At 62.2% G+C, this 26,710-nt stretch carries 19 protein-coding genes; 6 read left to right on the plus strand and 13 right to left on the minus strand.

What is annotated here, in order from left to right; all coding sequences use genetic code 11:
- The 4 genes from PU724_RS31035 to rpsL all read right to left on the minus strand — a co-directional run.
- Positions 1–127, minus strand: a 127-nt coding sequence (locus tag PU724_RS31035) for a GTP-binding protein (protein ID WP_244571411.1), incomplete at its 3' end; no start/stop codon positions are given.
- Between the two features lie 65 nt (positions 128–192).
- Positions 193–2,283, minus strand: a complete 2,091-nt coding sequence (gene fusA, locus PU724_RS31040) for an elongation factor G (protein ID WP_127284730.1) — start codon at positions 2,281–2,283, stop codon at positions 193–195.
- Positions 2,284–2,312: 29 nt separating this feature from the next.
- Positions 2,313–2,783, minus strand: coding sequence for a 30S ribosomal protein S7 (rpsG, locus tag PU724_RS31045; protein ID WP_126054431.1), 471 nt, complete (start codon positions 2,781–2,783; stop codon positions 2,313–2,315).
- A 64-nt stretch (positions 2,784–2,847) separates the two neighbouring features.
- Positions 2,848–3,219 (minus strand): 30S ribosomal protein S12, encoded by a 372-nt coding sequence (gene rpsL / locus PU724_RS31050; RefSeq protein ID WP_006202128.1) that lies wholly within the window; start codon positions 3,217–3,219, stop codon positions 2,848–2,850.
- A gap of 138 nt (positions 3,220–3,357) precedes the next feature.
- Here rpsL and PU724_RS31055 point away from each other — a divergent pair, with 138 nt between their 5' ends.
- The 3 genes from PU724_RS31055 to PU724_RS31065 all read left to right on the plus strand — a co-directional run bounded on the left by PU724_RS31055 (position 3,358) and on the right by PU724_RS31065 (position 5,013).
- Positions 3,358–3,696: a hypothetical protein gene (locus PU724_RS31055; RefSeq protein WP_128274996.1), complete on the plus strand. Its 339-nt coding sequence runs from the start codon at positions 3,358–3,360 to the stop codon at positions 3,694–3,696.
- Positions 3,693–3,974 carry a transcriptional regulator gene (locus tag PU724_RS31060; protein ID WP_126054430.1) on the plus strand — a complete coding sequence of 94 codons (282 nt, stop codon included), beginning with the start codon at positions 3,693–3,695 and terminating at the stop codon, positions 3,972–3,974. The genes PU724_RS31055 and PU724_RS31060 overlap by 4 nt, the downstream gene beginning before the upstream one ends.
- Before the next feature lie 103 nt (positions 3,975–4,077).
- Positions 4,078–5,013 (plus strand): Gfo/Idh/MocA family protein, encoded by a 936-nt coding sequence (locus tag PU724_RS31065; protein WP_354425512.1) that lies wholly within the window; start codon positions 4,078–4,080, stop codon positions 5,011–5,013.
- Positions 5,014–5,306: 293 nt separating this feature from the next.
- Here the strand turns inward: PU724_RS31065 and PU724_RS31070 are convergent, their stop codons facing one another.
- The 9 genes from PU724_RS31070 to secE form a co-directional block, all read right to left on the minus strand.
- Positions 5,307–5,972, minus strand: coding sequence for an O-methyltransferase (locus PU724_RS31070; protein WP_354425511.1), 666 nt, complete (start codon positions 5,970–5,972; stop codon positions 5,307–5,309).
- Positions 5,973–6,047: 75 nt separating this feature from the next.
- Positions 6,048–10,244, minus strand: a complete 4,197-nt coding sequence (gene rpoC, locus PU724_RS31075; protein WP_127310835.1) for a DNA-directed RNA polymerase subunit beta' — start codon at positions 10,242–10,244, stop codon at positions 6,048–6,050.
- A gap of 145 nt (positions 10,245–10,389) precedes the next feature.
- Complete coding sequence (gene rpoB, locus PU724_RS31080) at positions 10,390–14,526, minus strand: DNA-directed RNA polymerase subunit beta (protein WP_135858412.1); 4,137 nt, start codon at positions 14,524–14,526, stop codon at positions 10,390–10,392.
- 252 nt (positions 14,527–14,778) lie between these two features.
- Complete coding sequence (rplL, locus tag PU724_RS31085; protein ID WP_059189560.1) at positions 14,779–15,159, minus strand: 50S ribosomal protein L7/L12; 381 nt, start codon at positions 15,157–15,159, stop codon at positions 14,779–14,781.
- A gap of 54 nt (positions 15,160–15,213) precedes the next feature.
- The gene (gene rplJ, locus PU724_RS31090) at positions 15,214–15,732 is read right to left on the minus strand and encodes a 50S ribosomal protein L10 (RefSeq protein WP_127286434.1); all 519 of its coding nucleotides are present in this window, start codon (positions 15,730–15,732) and stop codon (positions 15,214–15,216) included.
- Between the two features lie 392 nt (positions 15,733–16,124).
- A complete protein-coding gene (rplA, locus tag PU724_RS31095) occupies positions 16,125–16,823 on the minus strand; it encodes a 50S ribosomal protein L1 (protein WP_354425508.1) in 699 nt (232 codons plus the stop codon).
- 4 nt (positions 16,824–16,827) lie between these two features.
- Positions 16,828–17,256 (minus strand): 50S ribosomal protein L11, encoded by a 429-nt coding sequence (rplK, locus tag PU724_RS31100; RefSeq protein ID WP_095765524.1) that lies wholly within the window; start codon positions 17,254–17,256, stop codon positions 16,828–16,830.
- A gap of 195 nt (positions 17,257–17,451) precedes the next feature.
- Positions 17,452–17,979: a transcription termination/antitermination protein NusG gene (nusG, locus tag PU724_RS31105; RefSeq protein ID WP_059189556.1), complete on the minus strand. Its 528-nt coding sequence runs from the start codon at positions 17,977–17,979 to the stop codon at positions 17,452–17,454.
- 27 nt (positions 17,980–18,006) lie between these two features.
- A complete protein-coding gene (secE, locus tag PU724_RS31110) occupies positions 18,007–18,210 on the minus strand; it encodes a preprotein translocase subunit SecE (protein WP_127286436.1) in 204 nt (67 codons plus the stop codon).
- 583 nt (positions 18,211–18,793) lie between these two features.
- Here secE and PU724_RS31115 point away from each other — a divergent pair.
- From PU724_RS31115 to PU724_RS31125, 3 genes are all read left to right on the plus strand, one after another.
- Positions 18,794–22,120, plus strand: coding sequence for an NERD domain-containing protein (locus PU724_RS31115; protein ID WP_354425506.1), 3,327 nt, complete (start codon positions 18,794–18,796; stop codon positions 22,118–22,120).
- A 236-nt stretch (positions 22,121–22,356) separates the two neighbouring features.
- Positions 22,357–23,139, plus strand: a complete 783-nt coding sequence (locus PU724_RS31120) for a HamA C-terminal domain-containing protein (RefSeq protein WP_354425505.1) — start codon at positions 22,357–22,359, stop codon at positions 23,137–23,139.
- Positions 23,126–26,629, plus strand: a complete 3,504-nt coding sequence (locus PU724_RS31125; RefSeq protein WP_354425503.1) for a DEAD/DEAH box helicase — start codon at positions 23,126–23,128, stop codon at positions 26,627–26,629. The genes PU724_RS31120 and PU724_RS31125 overlap by 14 nt, the downstream gene beginning before the upstream one ends.
- Positions 26,630–26,710 lie beyond the last annotated feature (81 nt).

The following is a 26,710-nucleotide window of genomic DNA, read 5'->3' on the forward strand; positions in this document are numbered from 1 at the left end:
CATAGCGCTTGTATTCGCCAAAATACTTCGTGATCGCCGCCGTCAGCGACGTCTTGCCATGATCGACGTGGCCGATCGTGCCAATGTTCACATGCGGCTTGGTGCGCTCGAATTTACCTTTTGCCATGTGATGTCTCCGTTCCTGCTTGCCCGTGCGGGGCTTGAATTAAGGTGTCGTGCAACCCGCTCGAGTTACGCGTATTTCTTTTGAACTTCCTGGGCGACCGCGGTCGGCACCGGCTCGTAGTGGTCGAACTGCATCGTGTACTGGGCGCGGCCCTGCGACATCGAACGCAGATTGTCGACGTACTTGAACATGTTGGCCAGCGGCACCATCGCGTTGACCACGACGGCGACACCGCGGGTCTCCTGACCCTGGATCTGGCCACGGCGGCCGTTGAGATCGCCGATGACGTTGCCGACGTAGTCTTCCGGTGTCACCACCTCGACCTTCATGATCGGCTCGAGCAGCTGCACGCCGAGCTTCGGCGCCGCTTCACGGAAACAGGCGCGGCCAGCGATTTCGAAGGCCAGCACCGAGGAGTCGACGTCGTGGAAGGCGCCGTCGATGAGCGTCGCCTTGACGCCGATCATCGGGAAGCCGGCGAACGGACCGGACGACAACACGCTGTTGATGCCCTTCTCGACGCCGGGGACGTATTCCTTCGGCACCGCGCCGCCGACGATCTTCGACTCGAACTTGAAGTCGCCGCCTTCGGCATCCGGCTCGAACAGGATCTTGACGCGGGCGAACTGACCGGTACCGCCGGTCTGCTTCTTGTGCGTGTAGTCCTGCTCGTGCGTGCGGGTGATCGTCTCACGATAGGCCACCTGCGGCGCGCCGATATTGGCCTCGACCTTGAACTCGCGACGCATGCGGTCGACGATGATGTCGAGGTGCAATTCGCCCATGCCGGCGATGATGGTCTGGCCGCTTTCCTCGTCGGTCTTGACGCGGAAGGACGGATCCTCGGCAGCCAGGCGATGCAGCGCGAGGCCCATCTTCTCCTGGTCGTTCTTGGTCTTCGGCTCGATGGCGATCTGGATGACCGGATCAGGGAATTCCATGCGCTCGAGGATGACCGGGTGCAGCGGATCGCAGAGCGTGTCGCCGGTGGTGGTGTCCTTGAGGCCAGCCAGAGCGACGATGTCGCCGGCGAAGGCCTCTTCGATGTCGGCGCGCGAATTCGCATGCATCTGCAGCATGCGGCCGATGCGCTCCTTCTTGCCCTTGACGGTGTTGTCGAGCGAGACGCCCTTGGCCAGCTTGCCCGAATAGATGCGGGCAAAGGTGAGCGAGCCGACGAACGGGTCGTTCATGATCTTGAAGGCCAGCATCGACAGCGGCTCGCTGTCGTCCGCGTGACGCTCGATCTCGGCGTCGGTCTTGGCATCGACGCCCTTGATGGCCGGAACGTCGGCCGGCGACGGCAGGTATTCGACGACGGCGTCGAGCAGCGGCTGCACGCCCTTGTTCTTGAAGGCCGAGCCACAGAACATCGGGAAGAACTTGACCGCGATGGTGCCTTTGCGGATCAGCGCGCGGATCTCGTCATTCGACGGCATCTTGCCTTCGAGATAATTCTCGAGCGCGGTCTCGTCCATTTCGACGGCGGCCTCGATCATCTTCTCGCGATACTGCTCGGCCTTCTCCTTGAGGTCGGCCGGGATCTCGACGACGTCCCAGGCGGCGCCCAGCGTCTCGTCGCGCCAGACCAGCGCGTTCATCTCGACGAGGTCGACGACGCCCTTGAACTCGGTCTCGGCGCCGATCGGCAGCTGCATGACGACAGCCTGTGCGCCGAGGCGCGAGCCGATCATTTCTTCCGAGCGGTAGAAGTCGGCGCCGATCTTGTCCATCTTGTTGCAGAAGATCATGCGCGGCACGTGGTACTTGTCGGCCTGGCGCCAGACGGTCTCCGTCTGCGGTTCGACACCGGCATTGGCGTCGAGCAGCGCAATGGCGCCGTCGAGCACGCGCAGCGAACGCTCGACCTCGATGGTGAAGTCGACGTGTCCGGGAGTGTCGATGATGTTGAAGCGGTGCATCTTGCCGTCACGACCCTTCCAGAAGGTCGTGGTCGCGGCCGACGTGATGGTGATGCCGCGTTCCTGCTCCTGCTCCATCCAGTCCATGGTGGCAGCGCCGTCATGGACTTCGCCGATCTTGTGCGACTTGCCCGTGTAGTACAGGACGCGCTCGGTCGTCGTCGTCTTGCCGGCGTCGATATGCGCCATGATACCGAAATTGCGGTAGTCTTCGATTTTGTATTCGCGGGCCATGGGAGGTGCCTCTCAGTCTCGTTCGCGCTTTACCAGCGGTAGTGCGCGAAGGCGCGGTTGGCTTCCGCCATCTTGTGGGTGTCTTCACGCTTCTTGACGGCCGTACCGCGGTTGTTGGCCGCGTCCATCAGCTCGCCCGAGAGGCGGTCGATCATGGTGGTCTCGTTGCGGTTGCGCGCCGCGGTGATCAGCCAGCGGATGGCCAGCGCCTGGCGGCGCTCGGGGCGCACGTCGACCGGAACCTGGTAGGTGGCGCCGCCGACGCGGCGCGAACGCACTTCCACATGCGGCGCGACATTGTCGAGCGCCTGATGGAAGACGGTGACCGGCTCCTGCTTGGTCTTGGCCTGGACCTGGTCCAGCGCGCCGTAGACGATGGTCTCGGCAACCGACTTCTTGCCGTCATACATGACGGCGTTCATGAACTTGGTGACGATCAGGTCGCCGAACTTCGGGTCCGGATTGATCTCACGCTTTTCTGCACTGTGACGACGGGACATGGCTTTTGTCTCTCAATCTCTCATAGCCCGGCGCAGTCAAAAAAAGCGCCGAAGCCGGAAAACCTTACTTCGGACGCTTGGCACCGTATTTCGAACGGCGCTGCTTGCGGTTCTTGACGCCCTGGGTATCGAGCACGCCGCGGATGATGTGGTAGCGCACGCCCGGAAGGTCCTTGACGCGGCCGCCGCGGATCATGACCACGGAGTGTTCCTGCAGGTTGTGGCCTTCGCCCGGGATGTAGCCGATCACCTCGAAACCATTGGTCAGGCGGATCTTGGCCACCTTGCGCAGCGCCGAGTTCGGCTTCTTCGGCGTCGTGGTGTAGACGCGCGTGCAGACGCCCCGCTTCTGCGGGTTCTGCTGCATGGCCGGGACCTTGTTGCGCTTCACCGGCGCCAGGCGCGGCTTGCGGATCAGCTGGTTGACGGTAGGCATTAAACCCTCTTGTCTCTCAATTCCGTGTCTTGCCCGGTCAGGGCCGCTCAAAGCGTCGTTTCCATACGCAAATTCGGGCAACACACCGCGCCTCGCGGTCTTGCCCGAACAAATAGCAGAGGAAGCGGAAACCGCTTCATGCGCGCCGGAAATGTCTTTTCGCTCGTAAAACGAACCCTGTTTGAGGCAAACTCCAAGGCGTGTCGCCTCGAAAAGGAAAGCCTCACATCGGTTCTGACTGGGCGGCTTCTACTCGCAACCCTTCGAACCGTCAACCCCGCGCTGGCAAATATTGCGCGCGGACCGGGGCTTGGCAGCCATGCGAAAAACGCATGTAATTTTCTTGCGTCTTTTTGCAAGCGCGAGGAAGAAAGTGACCGGCTTTTGGCTGTTGCCCAGCCATGCTTCATGCCAAAAGGCGGCATGAGCAGCAGAAACGCCCTCGCCCGCCCTTTGCCGAGAGGAATCAGCCCGTGAACGACAATGAGGAACGCCCGGTCACCATCATCACCGGCCGTGTCTGGAAGAAGAAAGGCGGCAAGCCGGAAGGCGTCCATGTGATGCTTGTGGCGCCCGACGACGATTCGGCGGTGCGCAAGGCGCTCGATTCGCTCGCCGCGGAAGGCTATGCCGAGGCCGAGCTCGATCAGATCGGCGACATGGACGGCGCGCCCGACGACGAGCCGCATCTGTCGGCCTACCAGGGCGCGCTCGAAGGCGAAGTGTCGATCATCACGTTCGACGAGCCGATCTGAATCAGCGTTGAGCTTGCAGGGGCCCGCGACTCGCAGGCGTCGGCTTGCCCCCCATCGCTTCCCTGCGTAGAAACACCCACCTTTCCAAATCCTCGGAGTTCCCATGCCCTCGAACAAAGGTCCCATCAAGCTCGGCATCGTCGGCGTGGGCAAGATCGTCCGCGACCAGCATCTTCCGGCTCTGGCGAAGGACAGCGACTACCAGCTCATCGCCGCCGCCAGCCGGCACGGCAAGGTCGACGGCATCCCGAACTTTCCGACCATCGAGGCAATGCTCGAAGCCGTATCGGACCTCGAGGCCGTCTCGCTCTGCATGCCGCCGCAGTTCCGCTACGACGCCGCGCGCGCAGCGCTCGAAGCCGGGAAGCATGTCTTCCTGGAAAAGCCGCCGGGCGCCACCGTCAGCGAGGTCGAGGACCTGAAGCGAATTGCCGGCAAGCATGGCGTTTCTCTCTTCGCCAGCTGGCACTCACGCTATGCGCCGGCGGTCGAGGCCGGGCGCGCATTCCTGGCCTCGGCCAGGATCAGTTCCGCCGCCATCATCTGGAAGGAAGATGTGCGCCGCTGGCACCCGAACCAGGAATGGATCTGGGCGCCGGGAGGCTTCGGCGTCTTCGATCCGGGCATCAATGCGCTGTCAATCGCCACACACATCCTGCCGGCGATGTTCATCACTTCGGCGGTTCTCGATTTTCCGGAGAATCGCGCCTCCCCCGTTGCCGCGCATGTCGCCTTCCGCACCTCGAACGGAGTGCCGGTGACGATGGAGCTCGACTGGCTGCAGACCGGCCCGCAAAGCTGGGACATCGTGGCCGAGACGGACAAGGGCAAGATGGTGCTTTCGGGCGGCGGCGCGAAGCTCGCCATCGACGGCAAGATCGTCCATGACGAGCCGGAAGCGGAGTATCCGATGCTCTACAGTCGCTTCGCCGAGATCGTCCGCGCCGGCGTCTCCGACGTCGACCTGGCGCCGCTGCAGCACGTCGCCGACGCCTTCATGCTCGGCAAGCGCAACGTCGTCGAGGCGTTCTTCGACTGATTTATGCATGCGATTGGCTCGCGGACCTGGCTGGAATGCACGCTCCTGCCAGGTCGACCCCCACTCCGTCTCGGCTACGCCGAGCCACCTCTCCCCCGATCGACGGGGGAGAGGAAGGGCGCGAGCCTATTGCCGCCGACGCTCGTCCAACGCGCCTTCCTTTCCCTCCGGAGGGGGGAAAGGTGGCGCTGCGAAGCAGCGACGGATTGGGGGAAGCCGGTCGTCAAATGAACAGCCTATGACAAAGTGAGCACGACCAAGTTGGTCTGATCATCATCATTCACGGTGTGATGTCACTCGACGATCGCTATCGCAAAGCCGTCATAGCCCTTGGCGCCGACGGTCTGGATGGCCGTTCCATCGAGCCGCTTGTCGCCGCCGATGAACGAGAACGCCGCGCGTGCGCCTTCGACATTGGCGTCGCCGCTATCTTCCTGCACCACAGCGCCGTCACGAATGACGTTGTCGCAGACGATGACCGTTCCAGGCCGTGACAGCTTCATTGCCCAGTCGAGATAATTCGGATTGCTCGGCTTGTCGGCGTCGATGAAGACCAGATCGAACGGACCCGCGTTTTCGCCACTCAGCGCGGCGAGCGATTGAAGCGCCGGACCGATGCGCAGATCGATCCGGTCTGACACCCCTGCCCGCTCGAAGTTCGAGCGTGCGACCCTGGCATGGTGCGGATCGAGCTCCAGCGTCACAACCTTTCCATCGGCTGGCAGTCCCCGCGCCATCCAGATGGTCGAGTAGCCGCCCAGCGTTCCGATCTCCAGCACCCTTCTCGCGCCGCGGATGCGCACCAGCAGCAACAGCAGCTTGCCTTGCGCGGCCGAGACGTCGATCGCCGGCAGGCCCTGGTCGCGATTGGCCGCGAGCACTGCGTCAAGCACCGGATCCGCCGCGAAGAGCGAGGAAACGATGTAGTCATCGACGGCCGTCCAGTTCTTCTTGCTCATGATGGTTCCTCGTGGCGCTGAAAACGCGAAAGGGGCCACGCGGGCCCCTTTCCTTCTTCTCTTGTCGTCCCGCGCTTACTGCGCGGCGGTGACCATGTCGGTCAGCATCGGCTCGGCGACCTCGACGCCAGACGCCTTGCGGCGCTCGTCGATGATCAACTCGTCGCGCGAGGTGGCGATGCGCCGGATCTGGCTCATCGTGCCGCCCGTGCCGGCCGGGATCAGCCGGCCGACGATGACGTTTTCCTTCAGGCCCTGCAGCATGTCGGTCTTGCCGGCAACCGCCGCTTCGGTGAGCACCCTCGTCGTCTCCTGGAAGGAGGCGGCCGAGATGAACGACGGCGTCTGCAGCGAAGCCTTGGTGATGCCGAGCAGCACCGGCTGGCCTTCGGCCGGCTTCTTGCCGTCCTCGATCAGCCGCTCGTTGACCTCTTCCAGCTCGATAACGTCGACGTGGTCGCCCGGAATGTAGGTCGAGTCGCCCTGCGTGGTGATCTCGACCTTCTGCAGCATCTGGCGAACGATCACCTCGATGTGCTTGTCGTTGATCGACACGCCCTGCAGGCGGTAGACCTCCTGGATCTCGTTGACGAGGTAGGACGCAAGCGCCTCCACGCCCTTGATCGCCAGGATGTCGTGCGGCGCCGGATTGCCGTCGAGGATGTAGTCGCCCTTCTCGATGACGTCGCCGTCCTGGAGATGGAACGGCTTGCCCTTCGGGATCAGGTATTCGACCGGCTCGAGCGTCGAGTCGTGCGGCTCGATGATGATGCGGCGCTTGTTCTTGTAGTCGCGGCCGAAGCGGACCGTGCCGTCGATCTCGGCGATGATGGCGTGATCCTTCGGACGACGGGCCTCGAACAGCTCGGCAACACGCGGCAGACCGCCGGTGATGTCCTTGGTCTTGGCGCTTTCCATCGGGATACGCGCCAGCACGTCGCCGGGACGGACATGCGCGCCCGGCTCGACCGAGAGGATGGCCTCGACCGAGAGCAGGAAGCGTGCATCGCCGCCCTTCGACAGCTTGCCGACCTTGCCCTTGGCGTCATGCACGACGATCGCGGGCTTCAGGTCGTTGCCGCGCGGCGTCGAGCGCCAGTCGATGACCTCGCGCTTGGTGATGCCGGTCGATTCGTCGGCCGTTTCCTGCACGGAAATGCCGTCGACCAGATCCTCGAACTGCACCTTGCCCTCGATTTCGGTGAGGATCGGGCGGGTGTAGGGATCCCACTCGGCGATGCGCTGGCCGCGCTTCACCTTGTCGCCATCGTCCACGAAAATACGCGAACCATAAGTGACGCGGTGCGTGGCGCGTTCCTTGCCGGTCTCGTCGAGGATCAGCACCGCCATGTTGCGGCCCATGACCATCTGCTGGCCGTCCGAGTTGCGCACCACGTTGCGGTTGCGGATCTCGACCTTGCCCTCATACGAGGCTTCGAGGAACGAAGAGTCCACCACCTGCGCCGTACCGCCCATGTGGAAGGTACGCATGGTGAGCTGGGTGCCCGGCTCGCCGATCGACTGCGCCGCGATGACGCCGACGGCTTCGCCCTGGTTGACAGGCGTGCCGCGGGCGAGGTCGCGACCGTAGCAGACCGCGCAGACGCCGGTCCTGACCTCGCAGGTCAGCGCCGAGCGGATGCGTACCGACTGGACGCCGGCCTTCTCGATCTGCTCCACATCGCGTTCGTCCATCAGCGTTCCGGCCTTGACCAGAACCTCGCCCGACACCGGATGGTTGATGTCGTCGAGCGACGTGCGGCCGAGAACACGCTGGCCGATCGAGGCGACGATCTGGCCGGCATCGACGATCGGCTGCATGGTGAGGCCCTTGTCGGTGCCGCAGTCGAGCGAGTTGACGATGCAGTCCTGCGCCACGTCGACAAGACGACGGGTGAGGTAGCCCGAGTTCGCCGTCTTCAGAGCGGTGTCGGCCAGACCCTTGCGGGCGCCGTGGGTCGAGTTGAAGTACTCGAGCACGGTGAGGCCTTCCTTGAAGTTCGAGATGATCGGCGTCTCGATGATTTCACCCGACGGCTTGGCCATCAGGCCGCGCATGCCGGCGAGCTGACGCATCTGGGTGGGCGAACCGCGCGCACCCGAATGCGACATCATGTAGATCGAGTTCATCGGCTTCTGACGGCCGTTGTCCTCGAACTCGACGGCCTTGATGCGGGCCATCATCTCGTCGGCGACCTTTTCGGAGCACTTGGCCCAGGCATCGACGACCTTGTTGTACTTCTCGCCCTGGGTGATCAGGCCGTCATTGTACTGCTGCTCGTATTCCTTGGCCAAAGCCTCGGTCTCGGACACCAGCTTGATCTTGGTGTCCGGGATCAGCATGTCGTCCTTGCCGAACGAAATGCCGGCGCGGCAGGCATGCGCGAAGCCGAGCGCCATGATGCGGTCGCAGAAGATAACCGTCTCCTTCTGACCGCAATGGCGGTAGACGGTGTCGATCATCTTGGAGATGTTCTTCTTGGTCATCTCCTGGTTGGCGGTCTCGTAAGGCACGTTGACGTTCTTCGGCAGCAGCTCGCCGATGATCATGCGGCCAGGCGTGGTGTCATAGATCTTCGACACGACATTGCCTTCGGCGTCGACCGAGCGGAAGCGGCCCTTGATCTTGGCGTGCAGCGTCACCGCCTTGGTCTCGAGCGCATGCTGCAGCTCGCCCATGTCGGCGAACACCATGCCCTCGCCCGGCTCGTTCTGGTTGACGATCGAGAGATAGTAGAGACCGAGAACCATGTCCTGCGACGGCACGATGATCGGCGCGCCGGAAGCCGGGTGCAGGATGTTGTTGGTCGACATCATCAGCACGCGGGCTTCGAGCTGCGCTTCCAGCGACAGCGGCACGTGGACGGCCATCTGGTCGCCGTCGAAGTCGGCGTTGAAAGCCGTGCAGACCAGCGGATGCAGCTGGATCGCCTTGCCTTCGATCAGGATCGGCTCGAACGCCTGGATGCCGAGGCGGTGCAGCGTCGGCGCGCGGTTCAACAGCACCGGGTGCTCGCGGATGACCTCGTCGAGGATATCCCAGACCTCCGGACGCTCCTTCTCGACCAGCTTCTTGGCCTGCTTGACGGTCGAGGAGAAACCCTTGGCGTCGAGGCGGGCGTAGATGAAGGGCTTGAACAGCTCGAGCGCCATCTTCTTCGGCAGGCCGCACTGGTGCAGCTTGAGCTCCGGACCGGTCACGATGACCGAGCGGCCGGAATAGTCGACGCGCTTGCCGAGCAGGTTCTGGCGGAACCGGCCCTGCTTGCCCTTCAGCATGTCGGACAGCGACTTCAGCGGACGCTTGTTGGCGCCGGTGATGACGCGGCCGCGACGGCCGTTGTCGAACAGGGCGTCGACCGCTTCCTGCAGCATGCGCTTTTCATTGCGCACGATGATGCCGGGCGCGCGCAGCTCGATCAGCCGCTTCAGGCGGTTGTTGCGGTTGATGACGCGGCGATAGAGGTCGTTGAGGTCGGACGTGGCGAAACGGCCGCCGTCCAGCGGGACGAGCGGGCGCAGGTCCGGCGGGATCACCGGAACCACCTTCATGATCATCCATTCCGGACGGTTGCCGGACTCCATGAAGTTCTCAACGACCTTGAGCCGCTTCAGATACTTCTTCTGCTTCAGCTCGGAGGTGGTCGAAGCCAGTTCCGAACGCAGGTCGCCGGCGATCTTCTCCAGGTCCATGCCGGCCAGCAGGTCGTGAATGGCCTCGGCGCCGATCATGGCGGTGAACGAATCCTCGCCATACTCATCGACGGCCAGCATGTACTCTTCCTCGCTGAGCAGCTGGTGCTCCTTCAGCGCGGTAAGGCCGGGCTCGGTGACGATGTAGTTCTCGAAGTAGAGGACGCGCTCGATGTCCTTCAGCGTCATGTCGAGCAGCGTGCCGATGCGCGACGGCAGCGACTTCAGGAACCAGATATGGGCGACGGGCGCGGCGAGCTCGATATGGCCCATGCGCTCGCGCCGCACCCGCGACAGCGTGACTTCGACGCCGCACTTCTCGCAGATGACGCCCTTGTACTTCATGCGCTTGTACTTGCCGCACAGGCACTCGTAGTCCTTGATCGGTCCGAAAATGCGCGCGCAGAACAGGCCGTCACGCTCCGGCTTAAAGGTGCGGTAGTTGATGGTCTCCGGCTTCTTGATCTCGCCGAACGACCAGGACAGAATCTTCTCAGGGCTGGCGAGCGAAATCCGGATGGAATCGAACACCTGCGCCGGCGCCTGGGGATTGAAGAGATTCATGACCTCTTGGTTCATGCCGTTCTCCTTTTCGGGGTCCTCGAAAACCCCTTGCATCTGACGCGGGCCGAATGCCCGCTGAGTGGTCGGCCCACCGGCCGAAGAATTTGATTGGCGCGCCGCGATCTTGCGCGGCGCGCCGTTGCCTTATTCGGCTGCGCCCCTATTCGGCAGCATCGGGCAGCCGCACCGGAGCGTCGTCGAGCTTGGTGTTCTCCAGCTCGACATTGAGGCCGAGGGACCGCATTTCCTTGACGAGAACGTTGAAGCTCTCCGGAATGCCGGCCTCGAACGTGTCGTCGCCACGGACGATAGCTTCGTAGACCTTGGTGCGTCCGGCGACGTCGTCCGACTTCACCGTCAGCATCTCCTGCAGCGTGTAGGCGGCGCCGTACGCTTCGAGCGCCCAGACCTCCATTTCGCCGAAGCGCTGGCCGCCGAACTGCGCCTTGCCGCCCAGCGGCTGCTGGGTGACCAGCGAGTACGGGCCGATCGAACGCGCGTGGATCTTGTCGTCCACCAGGTGGTGAAGCTTGAGCATATAGATATAGCCCATCGTCACCTTGCGATCGAACGGCTCGCCGGTGCGTCCGTCATAGAGCTGCGACTGACCGCTGGTGTGCAGGCCCGCCTGCTCCAGCATGATGTTGATGTCGCCCTCATGCGCGCCGTCGAACACCGGGGTCGCGATGGAGACGCCGCGGCGCATCTGCTCGCCGAGGCGAATGATGCTTTCGTCGTCGTACTCGCGGACCGGCTCGTTGCGGTCATTGGCCGGCATGAAGCTCTCGATCGTCTTGCGCAGCGGCTTGATGTCGCCGCCCGCCTTGTACGCCTCGATCAGCTCGCCGATCTTCCTGCCCATGCCGGCGCAGGCCCAGCCCAGATGCGTTTCCAGGATCTGGCCGACATTCATGCGGCTCGGCACACCCAGCGGGTTGAGCACGATATCGGCATGCGTGCCGTCCTCGAGGAAAGGCATGTCCTCGACCGGAACGATGCGCGACACGACACCCTTGTTGCCGTGCCGGCCGGCCATCTTGTCGCCCGGCTGCATCTTGCGCTTCACGGCCACGAAGACCTTGACCATCTTCATGACGCCCGGAGGCATTTCGTCGCCGCGCTGCACCTTCTCGACCTTGTCCATGAAGCGCTGTTCCAGCGCCTTCTTGGAATCGTCGTACTGGCCGCGCAGGGCTTCCAGTTCGCTCTGGAGCTTTTCGTTCTCCACCGCGAACTGCCACCACTGCGAGCGCGGATAGTCGTCCAGCGTATCCTTCGCCAGCTTCGAGCCCTTCTTGAAGCCCTTCGGTCCGGCAATCGCATCCTTGCCGACCAGCATGTCGGACAGGCGCGAATAGACGTTGCGGTCGAGGATCGCCTGCTCGTCGTCGCGGTCCTTGGCCAGGCGTTCGATCTCCTCGCGCTCGATCGCCATGGCGCGCTCGTCCTTCTCCACGCCGTGGCGGTTGAAGACGCGCACTTCGACAACCGTGCCGAAGGTGCCCGGAGGCATGCGCATGGAGGTATCGCGCACGTCGGAGGCCTTTTCGCCGAAGATGGCGCGCAGAAGCTTCTCTTCCGGCGTCATCGGGCTTTCACCCTTCGGCGTGATCTTGCCGACCAGGATGTCGCCCGGCTGCACTTCGGCGCCGATGTAGACGATGCCGGCTTCGTCGAGGTTCTTCAGCGCTTCTTCCGAGACGTTCGGAATGTCGCGCGTGATTTCCTCCGGCCCGAGCTTGGTATCGCGCGCCATGACCTCGAACTCCTCGATATGGATCGAGGTGAAGACGTCGTCGGCGACGATGCGCTCCGACAAGAGGATCGAGTCCTCGTAGTTGTAGCCGTTCCACGGCATGAACGCGACCAGCACGTTGCGGCCGAGCGCCAGATCGCCGAGCTCCGTCGAAGGACCGTCGGCGATGATGTCGCCCTTGTTGACGCGGTCGCCCATGCGCACCAGCGGACGCTGGTTGATGCAGGTGTTCTGGTTCGAACGCTGGAACTTCATCAGCCGGTAGATGTCGACGCCCGACTTGCCGGGATCGAGATCTTCCGTGGCGCGGATGACGATACGCGTCGCGTCCACCTGGTCGACGATGCCGCCGCGGCGGGCGCCGATGGCGGCGCCGGAGTCACGGGCGACGATCGGCTCCATGCCGGTGCCGACGAACGGCGCCTCGGCGCGCACCAGCGGCACGGCCTGACGCTGCATGTTCGAGCCCATCAGCGCGCGGTTGGCGTCGTCGTTCTCGAGGAATGGGATGAGCGCTGCCGCCACCGAAACCATCTGCTTCGGCGACACGTCCATCAGGTCGACGTTCTCGCGCGGCGCCATCATCACTTCGCCGGCGTTGCGGCAGATGACGAACTCATCGACGAAGCCGCCATTCTTGTCGAGCTCGGCATTGGCCTGCGCGACATGGTGCTTGGCTTCTTCCATGGCCGACAGGTAGACGACCTCGTTGGTCAGCTTGCCGTTGACGATCTTGCGGTACGGGCTCTCGATGAAGCCGTACTTGTTGACGCGCGCGAAGGTCGCCAGCGAGTTGATCAGACCGATATTCGGGCCTTCCGGCGTCTCGATCGGGCAGATGCGGCCGTAGTGCGTCGGGTGCACGTCGCGCACCTCGAAGCCGGCGCGCTCGCGGGTCAGACCGCCCGGTCCAAGCGCCGAGAGGCGGCGCTTGTGGGTGATCTCCGACAGCGGGTTGGTCTGGTCCATGAACTGCGACAGCTGCGAGGAACCGAAGAACTCGCGCACGGCGGCGGCCGCCGGCTTGGCGTTGATCAGGTCCTGCGGCATCACCGTGTCGATCTCGATCGAGGACATGCGTTCCTTGATCGCGCGCTCCATGCGCAGCAGGCCGACGCGGTACTGGTTTTCCATCAGCTCGCCGACCGAGCGCACGCGGCGGTTGCCGAGATTGTCGATGTCGTCGATCTCGCCCTTGCCGTCGCGCAGTTCCACCAACGTCTTGACCACGGCCAGGATGTCTTCCTTGCGCAGCACGCGCACGGTGTCCTCTGCCTTGAGCTCGAGGCGCATGTTCATCTTGACGCGGCCGACGGCCGACAGGTCATAGCGCTCGCTGTCGAAGAACAGCGAGTTGAACATGGCTTCGGCAGTTTCGAGCGTCGGCGGCTCGCCCGGGCGCATGACACGGTAGATGTCGAACAGCGCGTCCTGGCGGCTCTCGTTCTTGTCGACGGCGAGCGTGTTGCGGATATAGGCGCCGACATTGACGTGGTCGATGTCGAGGATCTGGATCTCGCCCTCGCCGGTGCCGAGCAGCACCTTGAGCGTCTTGTCGTCGATCTCGTCGCCGGCCTCGAGGAAGATCTCGCCGGTGGCGTAGTTGACGATATCCTCGGCGAGGTAGTTGCCGAGCAGGTCCTCGTCGGTCGCCTTGATCGCCTTCAGACCCTTTTCGCCGAGCTGGCGGGCCTGGCGCGCGGTGATCTTCTTTCCGGCCTCGACGACGATCTCGCCGGTATCGGCATCGACCAGGTCGCCAACGGCCTTGAGGCCGCGGAAGCGCTCGACGTTGAAGGGAATGCGCCAGTGGTCGCCGGCGCGCTTGTAGGTGATCTTGTTGTAGAAGGTCGACAGGATCTCCTCGCCGTCCATGCCGAGCGCCATCAAGAGCGACGTCACCGGAATCTTGCGGCGGCGGTCGATGCGGGCGTGCACGACGTCCTTGCTGTCGAACTCGATGTCGAGCCACGAGCCGCGATAGGGGATGACGCGCGCGGCGAACAAGAGCTTGCCCGACGAGTGCGACTTGCCCTTGTCGTGGTCGAAGAAGACGCCCGGCGAGCGGTGCATTTGCGAGACGATGACGCGCTCGGTGCCGTTGACGATGAAGGTGCCGTTCGACGTCATGAGCGGCATGTCGCCCATGTAGACGTCCTGCTCCTTGATGTCCTTGATCGACTTCGCGCCGGTATCCTCATCGATATCGAACACGATGAGGCGCAGCGTCACCTTCAGCGGCGCGGCATAGGTCAGGTCGCGCTGACGGCATTCGTCAACGTCGAATTTCGGTCCTTCGAACTCGTACTTCACGAACTCCAGCATCGAGGAGCCGGAAAAATCGGAGATCGGGAAGACCGACTTGAAAACGGCCTGCAGTCCTTCGTCGGGACGGCCGCCCTTCGGCTCGTCCACCATCAGGAACTGGTCATAGGATGCCTTCTGAACCTCGATCAGGTTCGGCATCTCCGCAACTTCCGGGATCTTTCCGAAGAACTTGCGTACGCGTCTGCGGCCATTGAAAGTCTGGGTCTGGGCCATCGTCGCTCCTTAGCTCGATTCTCGGGGCGAACCTCGCCGCGGCTCGCCTTGCATTCCGGGCCGCCTCGGCGGCAGCCCCTGATCTGTTTTTCCCGCCGCCTGGCGGCAGCCGGTTAAAACGGGAGAAAACCCGTTTCCTGAAGGCCGGTTCGCGGCCATCAGGAAAGAGGTTTTCGTGCTTCTCGCGCTCTGTGGCTCCCTTGACGTCAAGGGAGTGGCGGGCGGCGCGAGGCCGCCCGCCGCAGCCAAAGCTTACTTCAGCTCAACCTTGGCGCCGGCTGCTTCCAGCTGGGCCTTGAACTTGTCGGCGTCGGCCTTGGAAACGCCTTCCTTGACCGGCTTCGGAGCCGCTTCGACCAGGTCCTTGGCTTCCTTGAGGCCAAGGCCGGTGATGGCGCGGACTTCCTTGATGACGTTGATCTTCTGGGCGCCGGCGTCGGCGAGAACGACGTCGAATTCCGTCTTCTCTTCGGCCGGAGCAGCGGCAGCGGCACCAGCGCCGCCAGCAGCGGCAACCGCCACCGGAGCGGCAGCCGAAACGCCCCACTTCTCTTCCAGGAGCTTCGACAGCTCGGCCGCCTCGAGGACGGTCAGCTTCGAAAGGTCGTCTACGATCTTTGCGAGATCAGCCATTTGCATATTCCTTCGTAAGGTTCGAACGTGTGTTTGTGATAGCGAGGAACGGCCTCATGCCGCCTCGTCCTTCCGGGCGTAAGCGCCGATGACGCGCGCGACCGAAGCCGCGGGTGCATTGACGATCTGGGCGATCCGGGTTGCCGGCGTGGCGATCATGCCAACCAGCTTGGCGCGCAGCTCGTCGAGCGACGGAAGTGTGGCGAGTGCCTTCACACCGTCGGCGTTGAGCGAGGTGGTGCCCATTGCGCCGCCGAGAATGACGAGCTTGTCATTTCCCTTGGCGAAATCGGACGCGACCTTCGGCGCCGCAATCGGATCCTCCGAATAGGCGATCAGCGTCTGTCCCTTGAACAGGTCGATGATCGATGCGGAGTCCGTGCCCTGAAGAGCGATTTTGGCGAGACGGTTCTTCGCGACTTTGACGGTGCCACCGGCGGCGCGCATTTTCGACCGAAGGTCGTTCATTTGCGCGACGGTGATACCGGCGTAGTGGGCCACGACGACTGAACCAGCGCTCGAAAACGCATCATTCAGGCCCGTGACGAGTTCGCGTTTTTCCGCTCTGTCCACTGCCTATCTCCAGTTGACCCCTGCCCCATCGATGGGAACATTCCCATTTAGAGGACAGGCGTCGGGTTGCCTTTTTGCCGGCCGGGCCATCCAGTAACGGATCTCCCGAACGACGCTCGAGGATCCTGCCCCCTTTCGCCACACCGACGGCAAGCCGCCGGTGCGCAGACAAAAGGCAAACACGGTTCGAACCTTTCATCGGAGCCTTGGCTCCTTTGTCGGGTCTTCACCCGTCTCATGCAGGCCCACATGAATTAAGGCTGTTGGGCCGCCTGCAATCTCGGACAGGATGTCCGGAAGCCTTTCGGCTTCCGGTACCGGGCCGCCAACCAGTCGGAGGCCCGGAATTCTTTGCGGATCGGCCGGTTAGCGGCCGATCGGAACGGTTCGCATCAGGACGCGGCGAGCGTCGCGATGTCGAGCTTGAGGCCGGGGCCCATCGTCGAGGTGACCGACACCTTCTTGACGTAGTTGCCCTTGGCGCCGGACGGCTTGGCCTTGTTCACCGCATCGGCGAAGGCACGCACATTCTCTTCCAGCGCCTTGACGTCGAACGAGACCTTGCCGACGCCGGCCTGGACGATGCCGGCCTTCTCGACGCGGAACTCGACGGCGCCGCCCTTCGAAGCCTTGACGGCCGCGGCGACATCGGGGGTCACCGTGCCGACCTTCGGGTTCGGCATCATGCCGCGCGGGCCGAGCACCTTACCCAGACGGCCGACGAGCGGCATCATGTCCGGCGTCGCGATGCAGCGATCGAAATCGATCGTGCCCTTCTGGACGATGTCGACCAGATCCTCGGCGCCGACGATGTCAGCACCGGCGGCCTTGGCTTCCTCGGCCTTGTCGCCGCGCGCGAACACGGCAACGCGCACCGAGCGGCCGGTGCCGTTCGGCAGGTTGACCACGCCGCGAACCATCTGGTCGGCATGGCGCGGGTCGACGCCGAGACTCATCGCGACTTCGATGGTCTCGTCGAACTTGACCGAAGACCGCTCCTTGAGCAGCTTCAGCGCTTCAGTGAGCGCGTAGGACTTGTTCGGATCGATGCCTTCGCGGGTCTTGGCGATACGCTTTGCAATCTTAGCCATGATCTCAACCCACCACTTCCAGGCCCATCGAGCGGGCGGAGCCCTCGACCATGCGCATGGCCGCTTCGACGTCGTTTGCGTTCAGGTCCTTCATCTTCTGCTCGGCGATCGCGCGCACCTTGTCGCGGCTGATCGTGCCGGCCTTGACCTTGCCCGGCTCCTTCGAGCCCGACTTGAGGTTCGCGGCCTTCTTCAGGAAGTAGCTCACCGGCGGCGTCTTCATGACGAAGGTGAACGACTTGTCCTGGTAGTAGGTGATGACGACCGGGATCGGCGAACCCTTCTCCAGTTCCTGGGTCTGCGCGTTGAACGCCTTGCAGAACTCCATGATGTTGATGCCGCGCTGACCAAGCGCCGGGCCGATCGGGGGCGACGGCGTGGCCGAACCCGCGGCAACCTGGAGCTTGAGCTGGCCTGCAACTTTCTTAGCCATCTCTATTCCTGCCTTTTCTCATGCCGGCCCCACTTTCTGGGAAACACCGGCGGTTGCAGTCTGGTGGTGCGGTTCCCGCGGCCGGCTAAGCCGCGTTCGCCTCCCACCCGTTCATGGCCGCGCGACCTTCGCGCCGCCTCCCCGCCACCGAACCGGCGCAGGGCAACCCGACGCCTTTCGGCGCGGGTATTCGGATCAGCCCTTTTCGACCTGTCCGAATTCCAGATCGACGGGCACCGCGCGCCCGAAGATCGAAACTTCCACCTTGAGCCGCGCCCGCTCCTCGTCCACTTCCTGGACGAAACCGTTGAACGACGCGAACGGACCGTCCGAGACGCGGATCGCCTCGCCGATCTCGAAGGTGACCGAGGGCTTCGGACGCTCGACGCCTTCCTGCACCTGGTTCAGGATGCGCTGCGCCTCGGTCTCGGTGATCGGCACGGGCTTGGAGTCGCCCAGGAAACCGGTCACCTTCGGCGTGTTCTTGACCAGCGAGAACACTGCGTCGGTCAGGTTGGCCTTCAACAGCACATAGCCCGGGAAGAACTTGCGCTCGGCGTCTACCTTGCGGCCACGGCGTATCTCCACGACCTTCTCGGTCGGCACCACGATCTGCTCGATCTCGCCGGACAGGCCCTTCTGCTTGGCCTTGTTCTCGATGTCCTCGGCGACCTTCTTCTCGAAGTTCGAATAGGCGTGGACAATGTACCAGCGCGCAGTCATTTCACGACGTCTCCGTAATCGCCGAACTTAACGTCCGAGGCCCAGAATGAACTCGATCGCATAGCCCATGGCTATGTCGGCGGTGAAGAAAAAGATCATCGCGATGACCGCGAAAACCAGGACCATCACCGTCGAGATCATCGTTTCGCGACGCGACGGCCAGGTCACCTTGGCGGTCTCCGAGCGAACCTGCTGGAGAAAGGTGAAAGGATTTGTGGTTTTCGAAGCCATATGCCGCTCTGTCTTCAAGACCCGTTGGCCGGGTCTCCTGGATGATCCCGCAGGCCGGGACGTGCCGCCTGGGCTTCATGTCGGCGCCGAATCAGCGCATCCATTTCGCCCATGCAAATCGGACGCGTAAAGCCGGCTTCCCAGCTCCACGCGTCGCGTGTCTGTTCTGTCTACATAAAACCGATTCTTGATCCACGCAAGTGGCAAGTGTCCGCTTTATGGCCAAACGCCGCCTCGGAACCATCCAGTCGTTCCGTCCCGGCTATGCGCGCCTTATGCCCGAATTATCGCCATATGGCAAGCCACCCATGGGTTTTCAAGGACCTGGTGGGCCATCGACGATATTGAAATCGGCCATTTCGGGAAAATGGCACGGGCAGCAGGGCTCGAACCTACGACCTGCGGTTTTGGAGACCGAATAGCCTTCTCATATCTCGTTGTTTTACAAGTGATTTATGACATATTGCCTTATGCTGTGCAAGGATTTGTGTAACGAAGAGACGCCCTTTTGGCGCGAATTGCGTCCACCGGGGCCATGTAGTTCCCTGATGAGGGCCGCCTCTGTCTCGTGCATAATGCAGCAATGACCTCTATCGAAATCTTCGTAGGTGCCCCTATCGAGCACGCATCGGAGCGGGCCGCCCTCGAGCGGGCCGTCGAGATCCTATCGGCGCGGGGCATTCCGGCTGTTGTCCTTGCCAACGTGATTTTCGGCGGCCGCCAAATTGATCTTATTATCGGCCTCGACCGGCGAGCTCTCGTTATCGAAGCGAAGGGATATAGTTCCGCTGTCCGCGGCGGGGAAAACGGCACATGGCATGTGCAGCTTGCATCCGGCCAGTGGAAGGAAACCCCGAACCTCTACGCCCAAACTCTGGGGGAGAAGAATGCGCTCCGCGACACGATGGCCGCCTTTGCGGGTGCATCGGTCCCCTACCCCGACGCCGCCTTGATCTTCGTTCCCGCCATCCCGCCGGGTTCGACCGTACCAAGCGGCGATTTCAAGGTTTCGGTCGGCGGCCTTGGTGTGCTGCCGGATTTCATTACGTCGGTAGCAGCGAACCGCAGCTGGTCGCTGGATGAGTGGCGTGCCTTCGCGGCCCATCACAGATTGATTGCGGCCCCTTCACTCGACGCAGCCTTGAGCCCGGAACTACTCCACGCCGAACAGCTGCTCTTGGCTTATGGACAAGCATTCACGCGCACCTACGGCCCAACCGCGTCTGAGATGGTTCCGGTGCGGTGCGTCCTCGATGGCCAAGCGATGTCGTCGGAAGCGGCTGTCGAACAGGTTGTCATGGACGGCAACGTTCTGCTGACAGGCAATTCCGGTTGCGGCAAGAGCCTTATCTCGTACAAGGCAGCTCTTTTCGCGCTCAGCCAAGGCTTTGTCCCGATCGTCATTCCTGCGAAGGATTTCGACGGAAGCTTGCGCGATGTGGCAAATCGTGAGGCAACGCTGCTTGATGCACGATCAGCGGCTGCCTTGATTTCCGCCGCCCGGCTCTCGGCTCGGCGCCTCGTGCTTGTGGTCGACGGCTACAACGAGTGCACGCCATCGGAGCGGCAACGCTTGACCCGAAGCATTGCAGCGACCATTCGGCGTTATGACGCAATCGCAGTCGTTTCGAGCAGGATTGCGCTTGAACGCGACGATCTCTTGCCTGCCGCTAACTACATCGTCCAGGTACCGGATGCCGAAACCAAGCAAGCAATTGCCCGGAACGCGGCAGGTGGCGCGGGATCGGAGCCGCTTTCTGAACTTCTTGAGATGGTGGGAAGCGGTCTCGAAACCAGAATGGTCGGGCAGCTTCGACGAAGCCTCCCTGCCGGAACCACCAAATATGGCCTGTTCGATGCTTATGTGCGTGAGCGACTCGGTTCGGCTGCTTCAGACGGTATCCGCGCCTTGTCACGCATTGCGGGAGCAATGACTGACCAGGTTAGCTTCAGCCTGTCCGTTCGGGAGCTTGACCGCTTGTCGGATCGTGAAGGCGTTGCGGGCACCCTGCTGCAGACGCTTCAAGCGGCGAACCTTCTGGACAGGCGCGCCGACCGGGTGAGCTTCAGCCACGAAATGTTCCTGAACGTGTTCGCCGCCGAAGCGATTTTACGGCGCGCGGGCGATGATTCAGGTGCGGTGGGGTTGGCATTGGAGCACCCGCGGTATCTCGAGATGAAACCCTTCCTGCTGGGTGCTATCGATGATGACCGCTTTCGCAGGCAGGTGTTGTCCAACCTCTCCGATGCGTGGGCGGTGAGTGCCTGCTTGGCCGGGCAATTCGGCAGGGACGCCGAGCGCTGGGCGAACACGCGCTGCGATGAGGTGTTTGCCAGACTCGGGCAAGAAATCGAGACGGTGCGGTTTGAAGTGTCGAAAGAATTTGCCTGGAGTGTTCGGGCAAGGCCGGAGACATTGCAGGCATGGACGGCCCAGGACCGGGCGGTGCTTGCCGCCATCGCTCAGGAACTTGTAACCGGGCGACGGCTTGATCAGGTGCTGGACCTGATTGCAAAGATGGATGTCCGACTGGCCGAGGAATACAGCAGGCTGCTTGATGAGGCCAGAAAACATAAGCTGGGCCTGAGAAGTGGCCTTTATGCGATGAGTTACACAGGGTTTGCAGGGCACGACATTGGCCTTACGCATATTTGCGGCCCCGTCCATAGCGGGCAGCTCTATGACGGGCCGAAAGTCGCGGTCGAGGCAAATCTCTTCGACCGGTTGCGTTCGGAAAACTTAAGCCCCGGCCAAGTCGGTTTGCTTATCGAACTGGACAAATATTCCGAGCGGGACGCTCCTTCAGTCGGCACCCTTTTGCCAGCCATCCTGAGCCGGCTCTGGGCAAAGGCGGCAGGCCATTTGCGGATGGCGCTTATGCACGCAGCCGGCATGAGCGCGCATGCTCTCACCGATGACGAACGTCAGACCCTGATTGATGCAATCCACGATCTGCTGCCCACGAACAACGGGTTCGATTCAACGGGCATGATCGATGCGCTGAAGTTTCTCGGCGCATTGGATAATGACCAGGAAGAGCATGTCGCAAGTGCTAAACGCGAAATCGAAGCCGTGCTGGCCAACTGCGATGACCCGTTGATGGCCGGAGCCGCTGCCGGCCTGTGGAGCGCACAATTTGACCATCCCTATGATGGCGCCTACTGGGAAGCGTGGGGCGCTTTGACGAGCGACGACCGCAATGCCTTGTTGTTGTTAGCAGCCCAAGATGTCGACCGTCAGTCAATGTTTTCCGCACCGTTGCTTGCGGAGGTGGCATCTTCTGGGGATCCGGCTGCTGGCACCGCCATCGCATCATGGACGGCCCTTCCGCCGAAAAAGGAAGTGATGATGCAGGACGCCGTTCGCACCTTCGAAATGGCGCATGCGGCGCTTGCACGGTTGCATTATCCTTTGCCCGATCGTTCGGCGGAAGCTGCGTCCCCGGCGGATCATGCGTTTTTAGCTTGTGGGGCGATTATCTATTGGCTGAACCGCGATGATCTTTCCAAAGCTGAGCGCATCGTTAATTGCGGTGCGCCGCTGGCAACATTGTCACGGCATGAACACGGGGTAGCCGCTGCTGTGATCAGGGAGTTTTCAGGTGCCGGCCACATGTTTGAGGAAAGCGCCCGGCGGCTTCCCGGTTCAGAACCGGTGGTCACATCCTTCGCCGAGGACTTTCCCAATGAAATCGCCGCGATTTACCGCGCGGCGCTGGAACAGCCAACACGTCAGTCAGGATATTTCGAATTCTTCAGGATCGATGATGTAATGCAGAAAGCGTTGGCGAACCTCGGGAAAGTTGGCGACGCCGCCGATATTCCGCTGCTTCGGGCCTGGGCAATTCATCCCGGCTACGGGCACGTGGCGGTACGGGCAATCAAGAGAATTGAAGAGAACCCTCTCTAGGCTCTGAGGCGCTTGGTCCTCAAGAGAAATATTGAAGCCTACCCACTACAGAAATGCTCTGCCGAGACAATAAAAAGTATCAGGATTAAAATTCTTGGCTACTATATTGTCACGATTCGATAGTGCCACTTGAATATTAAGAGGGCGTCAGGCAACTTCATATCTGCTTCCAGAGGGCGCTTACGGGCTGATGGCAGCGATGTGGTATCGTTGGAAAGGGACTATTGAGGGGAAACGTGGGGCTATACGAAAAGTGGCTTGAAGCCACCAAAGAGGAAGATAAGCGCAAGCGCTACTGGACCTATGTCGAGAAAGAAGGTGGTCGCGACGAGATTCGCAACCTCCTCGCCGAGACTATTCGCTCGCACTATGACCGCCTCGAACGCATCGCCGAGGATGTGGCGAGGCTTGGATACAAGGTCGCTGCCGAGATCCTCAGCGAGGCGATGCCTCAGACGTCCAAAGGCCGCTCTGGCGATCTTGGCGAGATCCTCGCAACCGAGCTTGTCGAAGAAGAGATCGGGCTGCGCGTCCCTGTGCGCCGGCTCCGCTACAAGGACGGCCGCAATATGGCGATGCGCGGCGACGACTTCATTGGGGCCGGATATGATGAGGACGACGACAAGCTTTGGCTCCTGAAAGGCGAAGCCAAAAGCAACAAGGCGCTCGGCAAGGCGACAGTGACGAGCGCCCGCAAGGTGCTCGACCGCGACAATGGCCGCTGCACACCCGACTCCCTGCTGTTTGTAGCCAACCGGTTGCTGGAGAGCAACGACCCTGACGACAACGAGTTAGGCCGCAGTCTCCGTGACGAGGTGGGCCTGAAATCCCTTCGCTCCGATCGCATCGACCATATGCTGTTCACTGTGTCCGGCAACGGTCCCCACGCCTCGCTAAAAGAGGATCTCGACGCAACAGGGACTAACCGGGACCACTACGTCGTGAACATCCACGTCGAAGATCACCAGGAGTTCATCGCCGAAATGTACAAAGAGGCTGAAGATCTTGGAGACGATTGACGAGCTGACCGCGTTCCTAACAGCCGCGACGGTTGACGGCATTCTTGGGCGCCTACTCTACCGCGGTGCCGCCTGGTCGCTTATGCGACAGGAAGGCGTTCTGCCACCGAATGCGCCGCAGCTCGGCCAGACGATCGAAACCGATCTTGCAGAACACGGCTTTGCCTTGCTTCGGGGCGCGATGGCTCTCCGCGCTCAGGCTGGCGCGTCGGATCTGACCAATAGAGCATTCGAGCGCGCCGCCAATGCCTTCGAGGCCCTAGTGCGCAATGGTGACCCGGGGTCCCCCGCCCGCGGCTTCCGCCGCACCATCGCTGCGGCAGCCTACCACCTGGCTGGCTTCTCCGCTGTCGCCTATTCGCTCTTCAACGAAACTGCGGACGACCTCAATGCATCGCCAGGTGAAACGGCGATTCGACACCTAATCCTACGCGATCTTGGCCAGTTGCGTGCTTTCGTCCGCAAATGGCTCGACGATGAGGCGCACGGCGACCAACAACTCGCTGAAGCGCTAAGGGGCGAAGACCCTGACATCGATGAGGTGCTGTCGACCATCCTCAACACCACGATCTGCCGGGCTCTAGCGCACTTTGACTTCGCGCTTGAGACAGGCGAGCCCGAGCCGATCGCAAGCGCGCGGGAATTGTTGGGCACCGCCGTCAACCTAGCGGACAACGCGGAGAATGTTCCGCTGTGGTGGAGCACGAACCTGTGCCGCCATCTCATCGACGACCTCTGGCAGCACTCGCTGCACCAAAACCTGCCGACCGAGCCGCCCGAAGGAACAGAGGAGAAGTACCCGGACCTGCGCCGGCTGTTCATTTCGTCGCTCTACGCCCGCAAGACCGCCGAGGTAGAACTATGGCCGTCGCAGCGCGAAGCGGCCCAACGCTCCACAGACGTAACCGACGACCTTGTCGTCGCTCTGCCGACCAGCGCTGGCAAGACGCGGGTGGCTGAGATCGCCGCCCTGATGACCTTGTCGTCAGCGCGTCGTGTGCTGATCGTTACGCCATTGCGTGCTTTGTCGGCCCAGACAGAGCGCTCTTTCAGAAAAACCTTCGCGCCACTCGGATTCAGCGTCTCCTCGCTCTACGGCGCCAGCGGGCTTTCGGCCGGTGATGAAGACGCCTTGCGCTCCCGCGAGATCATCATCGCGACACCAGAGAAACTTGACTTCGCCCTGCGAAGCGACCCGTCCCTGATCGATGATGTCGGTTTGATCGTCCTGGACGAAGGCCACATGATAGGCCCGAGCGAGCGCGAAATCCGATATGAGACGTTGGTACAGCGATTGCTCCGGCGCGCCGATGCAGCGGACCGCCGGATCGTGTGTCTCTCGGCTATTCTACCGAGCGGCGACGAACTTGACGATCTTACCGCTTGGATTCGCTCCGATAAACCTGGCGGACCGGTGCGTTCCGACTGGCGCCCTACCCGTCAGCGCTTCGGCTCACTCTATTGGCGGGGCAAGGACGCTTTACTCCGGCTTGACCTGAACGACAATGGTCCCTTCCTTGACAAATTCGTTGTAGAGAAGCCTGCGCGAGGGAAGGAAAAGAAGCCCTATCCTCGTAAGAACTCACATCTCACCCTGTTCGCGGCTTGGGAATTCGCAAGCCAAGGCAAGCGGACCCTAATCTTCTCGACCCAGGCGAATTGGGTTGAAGGGTACGGCAAACAAGTCGTTGACCTCTGCAAGCGCGGCTATTTGGACTCCCTGCTGGAAGACGAAGCCTCAATCGCCCGCGCTTTGGAAATCGGCAAGGAGTGGTTGGGCGAAGACCATCCCGCTGTCGCATGCTTGAAGCAGGGTGTCGCAATCCACCATGGGCGACTCCCGAGCCCCTTTTTGCGCGAATTGGAAGCCCTCCTGTCCGACGGCGTACTCAAGGTCATCGTCGCATCGCCAACGCTGTCGCAAGGCCTCAATCTTAATGCCGCCGTGCTCTTGGTGCCTGTCTTGTATCGCGCCTCAGAGAAGATCAAAGGCGAGGAGTTCGCGAATGTTGCGGGCCGTGCCGGGCGCGCATTTGTCGATGTGGAGGGACTGATTGTTCACGTCATGTTCGACAAGATCGACTGGCGGAAGCAGGAGTGGCGAAAGCTAGTCGCCTCCGCCAAGGCGCGTACGCTGAAAAGCGGACTTATCCAGATTGTCGCCGAAATCCTTGAGCGCCTGTCGCGTGAGGGCGTCCTGGATCGCGATGATGCCTGGGAATATCTCGCCAATGCCCGCGAAGCCTGGAGATCACCTGAGGAGGAAGCCGCGGTCGCCGAGCGCCTGGCAGCCGGCGCGGAATACGATGCTGATGGTGACGACGATGAAGACGGCGGGGATGATGAAGAGGAGACCATCGACGAGGAGCCGCTTTCGCAAATCGTCGAACGCCTCGATGCCACCGTGTTCGGCCTGATCGAAGCACTCGATGCCGATCGCGCCGACCTACCCAGGCTTTTGGACGAGGCATTAAAGGGGTCGCTGTGGGCCCGCCAGATAGCCCGAGAAGACAAAGATGTCGCCCCATTGCACAAGAAGGTATTCGAGGCGCGGGCCAATCTTATCTGGAGGACGACCACGGCGCAGGCGCGACGCGGACATTTTGCCATGGGCGTCGGGCTTGAGGCTGGCCTCGCGATCGACGCTATGGCCGATGATTTGGCGGTACTCCTAGACCGGGCTGACAAGGCGGCGCTCAGCGGCGACATTGATGAACTTGTCGATGCGCTCGGTGGTCTCGGGGAGCGCCTGTTGTTCATGCGGCCCTTCATATCTGACAAAGCCAACGCGCTGCCGGCAAACTGGAAAGCCATCCTGCGTAGCTGGGTATCCGGCGACGAGGTCTCCAAGATCGGGCCGCAGAACATGCGCGCCGTCGAGGAGGCTTTCACCTATCGCCTCGTCTGGGCACTGGAAGCTGTTCGTACCCGCCGCGTGTCGCTCGGCTGGTCGCCGGATACCGTGGCCGGTGGTGCCGCAGCAGCGGTCGAAACCGGCGTGCCGCAATTCATGATGGCTATGTTGATCCGTGCGGGCCTGCCATCCCGACGCTCGGCTATGGCGGCAATCGAGGATGCCAAGCCTGTCTTTGTTACGCCAGCCGAGATGCGGGCATGGCTAGAATCCGACGAGATTACGGCCTACACCGACGCTGGCGATTGGCCTACACCCGAGACCGCCGCGCTATGGGCGCGCTTCCGCACCGAAGCCCTTAGCGGCGGCATCCAAAAGTGGTCGATCGAACACTACAAGCGCCTGCTCGACATCGCTGCGGCTCCGCCTGCCGGCCTCTATCGGATCGTCACCGACGAGGGCGACGGGCGGACTTGGCTGTCTACACCCGACTACCGACAGGTTGCCGCCTTCAAGAAGTCGGCCGTTGATCCCAAACCCAGCCTCTTCTCGGGTCGATTGCCTGGCAACACCCGGCTGGTGGAAGCCTTGCGCGTCGGCCGTGGGAAACTGCGCTGGCCGCAGGCCGACTCGTAGGGTCATGGCTGCGCTATCTTGTTGGCTGGATGGTAAGCGCCGACGCGATTCGAATGCACGCCCTTTTCTTACGAGCAAAAA

The organism is Mesorhizobium abyssinicae (assembly GCF_049887195.1).
In the GTDB taxonomy this organism is placed as follows: Bacteria; Pseudomonadota; Alphaproteobacteria; order Rhizobiales; family Rhizobiaceae; genus Mesorhizobium; species Mesorhizobium abyssinicae.

Excerpts from the sequence above, each read along its gene's own strand:
- fusA (WP_127284730.1), bottom strand. The coding sequence starts at position 2,283 with ATGGCCCGCGAATACAAAATCGAAGACTACCGCAATTTCGGTATCATG.
- rpsG (WP_126054431.1), bottom strand. The coding sequence starts at position 2,783 with ATGTCCCGTCGTCACAGTGCAGAAAAGCGTGAGATCAATCCGGACCCG.
- rpsL (WP_006202128.1), bottom strand. The coding sequence starts at position 3,219 with ATGCCTACCGTCAACCAGCTGATCCGCAAGCCGCGCCTGGCGCCGGTG.
- PU724_RS31055 (WP_128274996.1), top strand. The coding sequence starts at position 3,358 with ATGCGCGCCGGAAATGTCTTTTCGCTCGTAAAACGAACCCTGTTTGAG.
- PU724_RS31065 (WP_354425512.1), top strand. The coding sequence starts at position 4,078 with ATGCCCTCGAACAAAGGTCCCATCAAGCTCGGCATCGTCGGCGTGGGC.
- PU724_RS31070 (WP_354425511.1), bottom strand. The coding sequence starts at position 5,972 with ATGAGCAAGAAGAACTGGACGGCCGTCGATGACTACATCGTTTCCTCG.
- rpoC (WP_127310835.1), bottom strand. The coding sequence starts at position 10,244 with ATGAACCAAGAGGTCATGAATCTCTTCAATCCCCAGGCGCCGGCGCAG.
- rpoB (WP_135858412.1), bottom strand. The coding sequence starts at position 14,526 with ATGGCCCAGACCCAGACTTTCAATGGCCGCAGACGCGTACGCAAGTTC.
- rplL (WP_059189560.1), bottom strand. The coding sequence starts at position 15,159 with ATGGCTGATCTCGCAAAGATCGTAGACGACCTTTCGAAGCTGACCGTC.
- rplA (WP_354425508.1), bottom strand. The coding sequence starts at position 16,823 with ATGGCTAAGATTGCAAAGCGTATCGCCAAGACCCGCGAAGGCATCGAT.
- rplK (WP_095765524.1), bottom strand. The coding sequence starts at position 17,256 with ATGGCTAAGAAAGTTGCAGGCCAGCTCAAGCTCCAGGTTGCCGCGGGT.
- nusG (WP_059189556.1), bottom strand. The coding sequence starts at position 17,979 with ATGACTGCGCGCTGGTACATTGTCCACGCCTATTCGAACTTCGAGAAG.
- secE (WP_127286436.1), bottom strand. The coding sequence starts at position 18,210 with ATGGCTTCGAAAACCACAAATCCTTTCACCTTTCTCCAGCAGGTTCGC.
- PU724_RS31115 (WP_354425506.1), top strand. The coding sequence starts at position 18,794 with ATGACCTCTATCGAAATCTTCGTAGGTGCCCCTATCGAGCACGCATCG.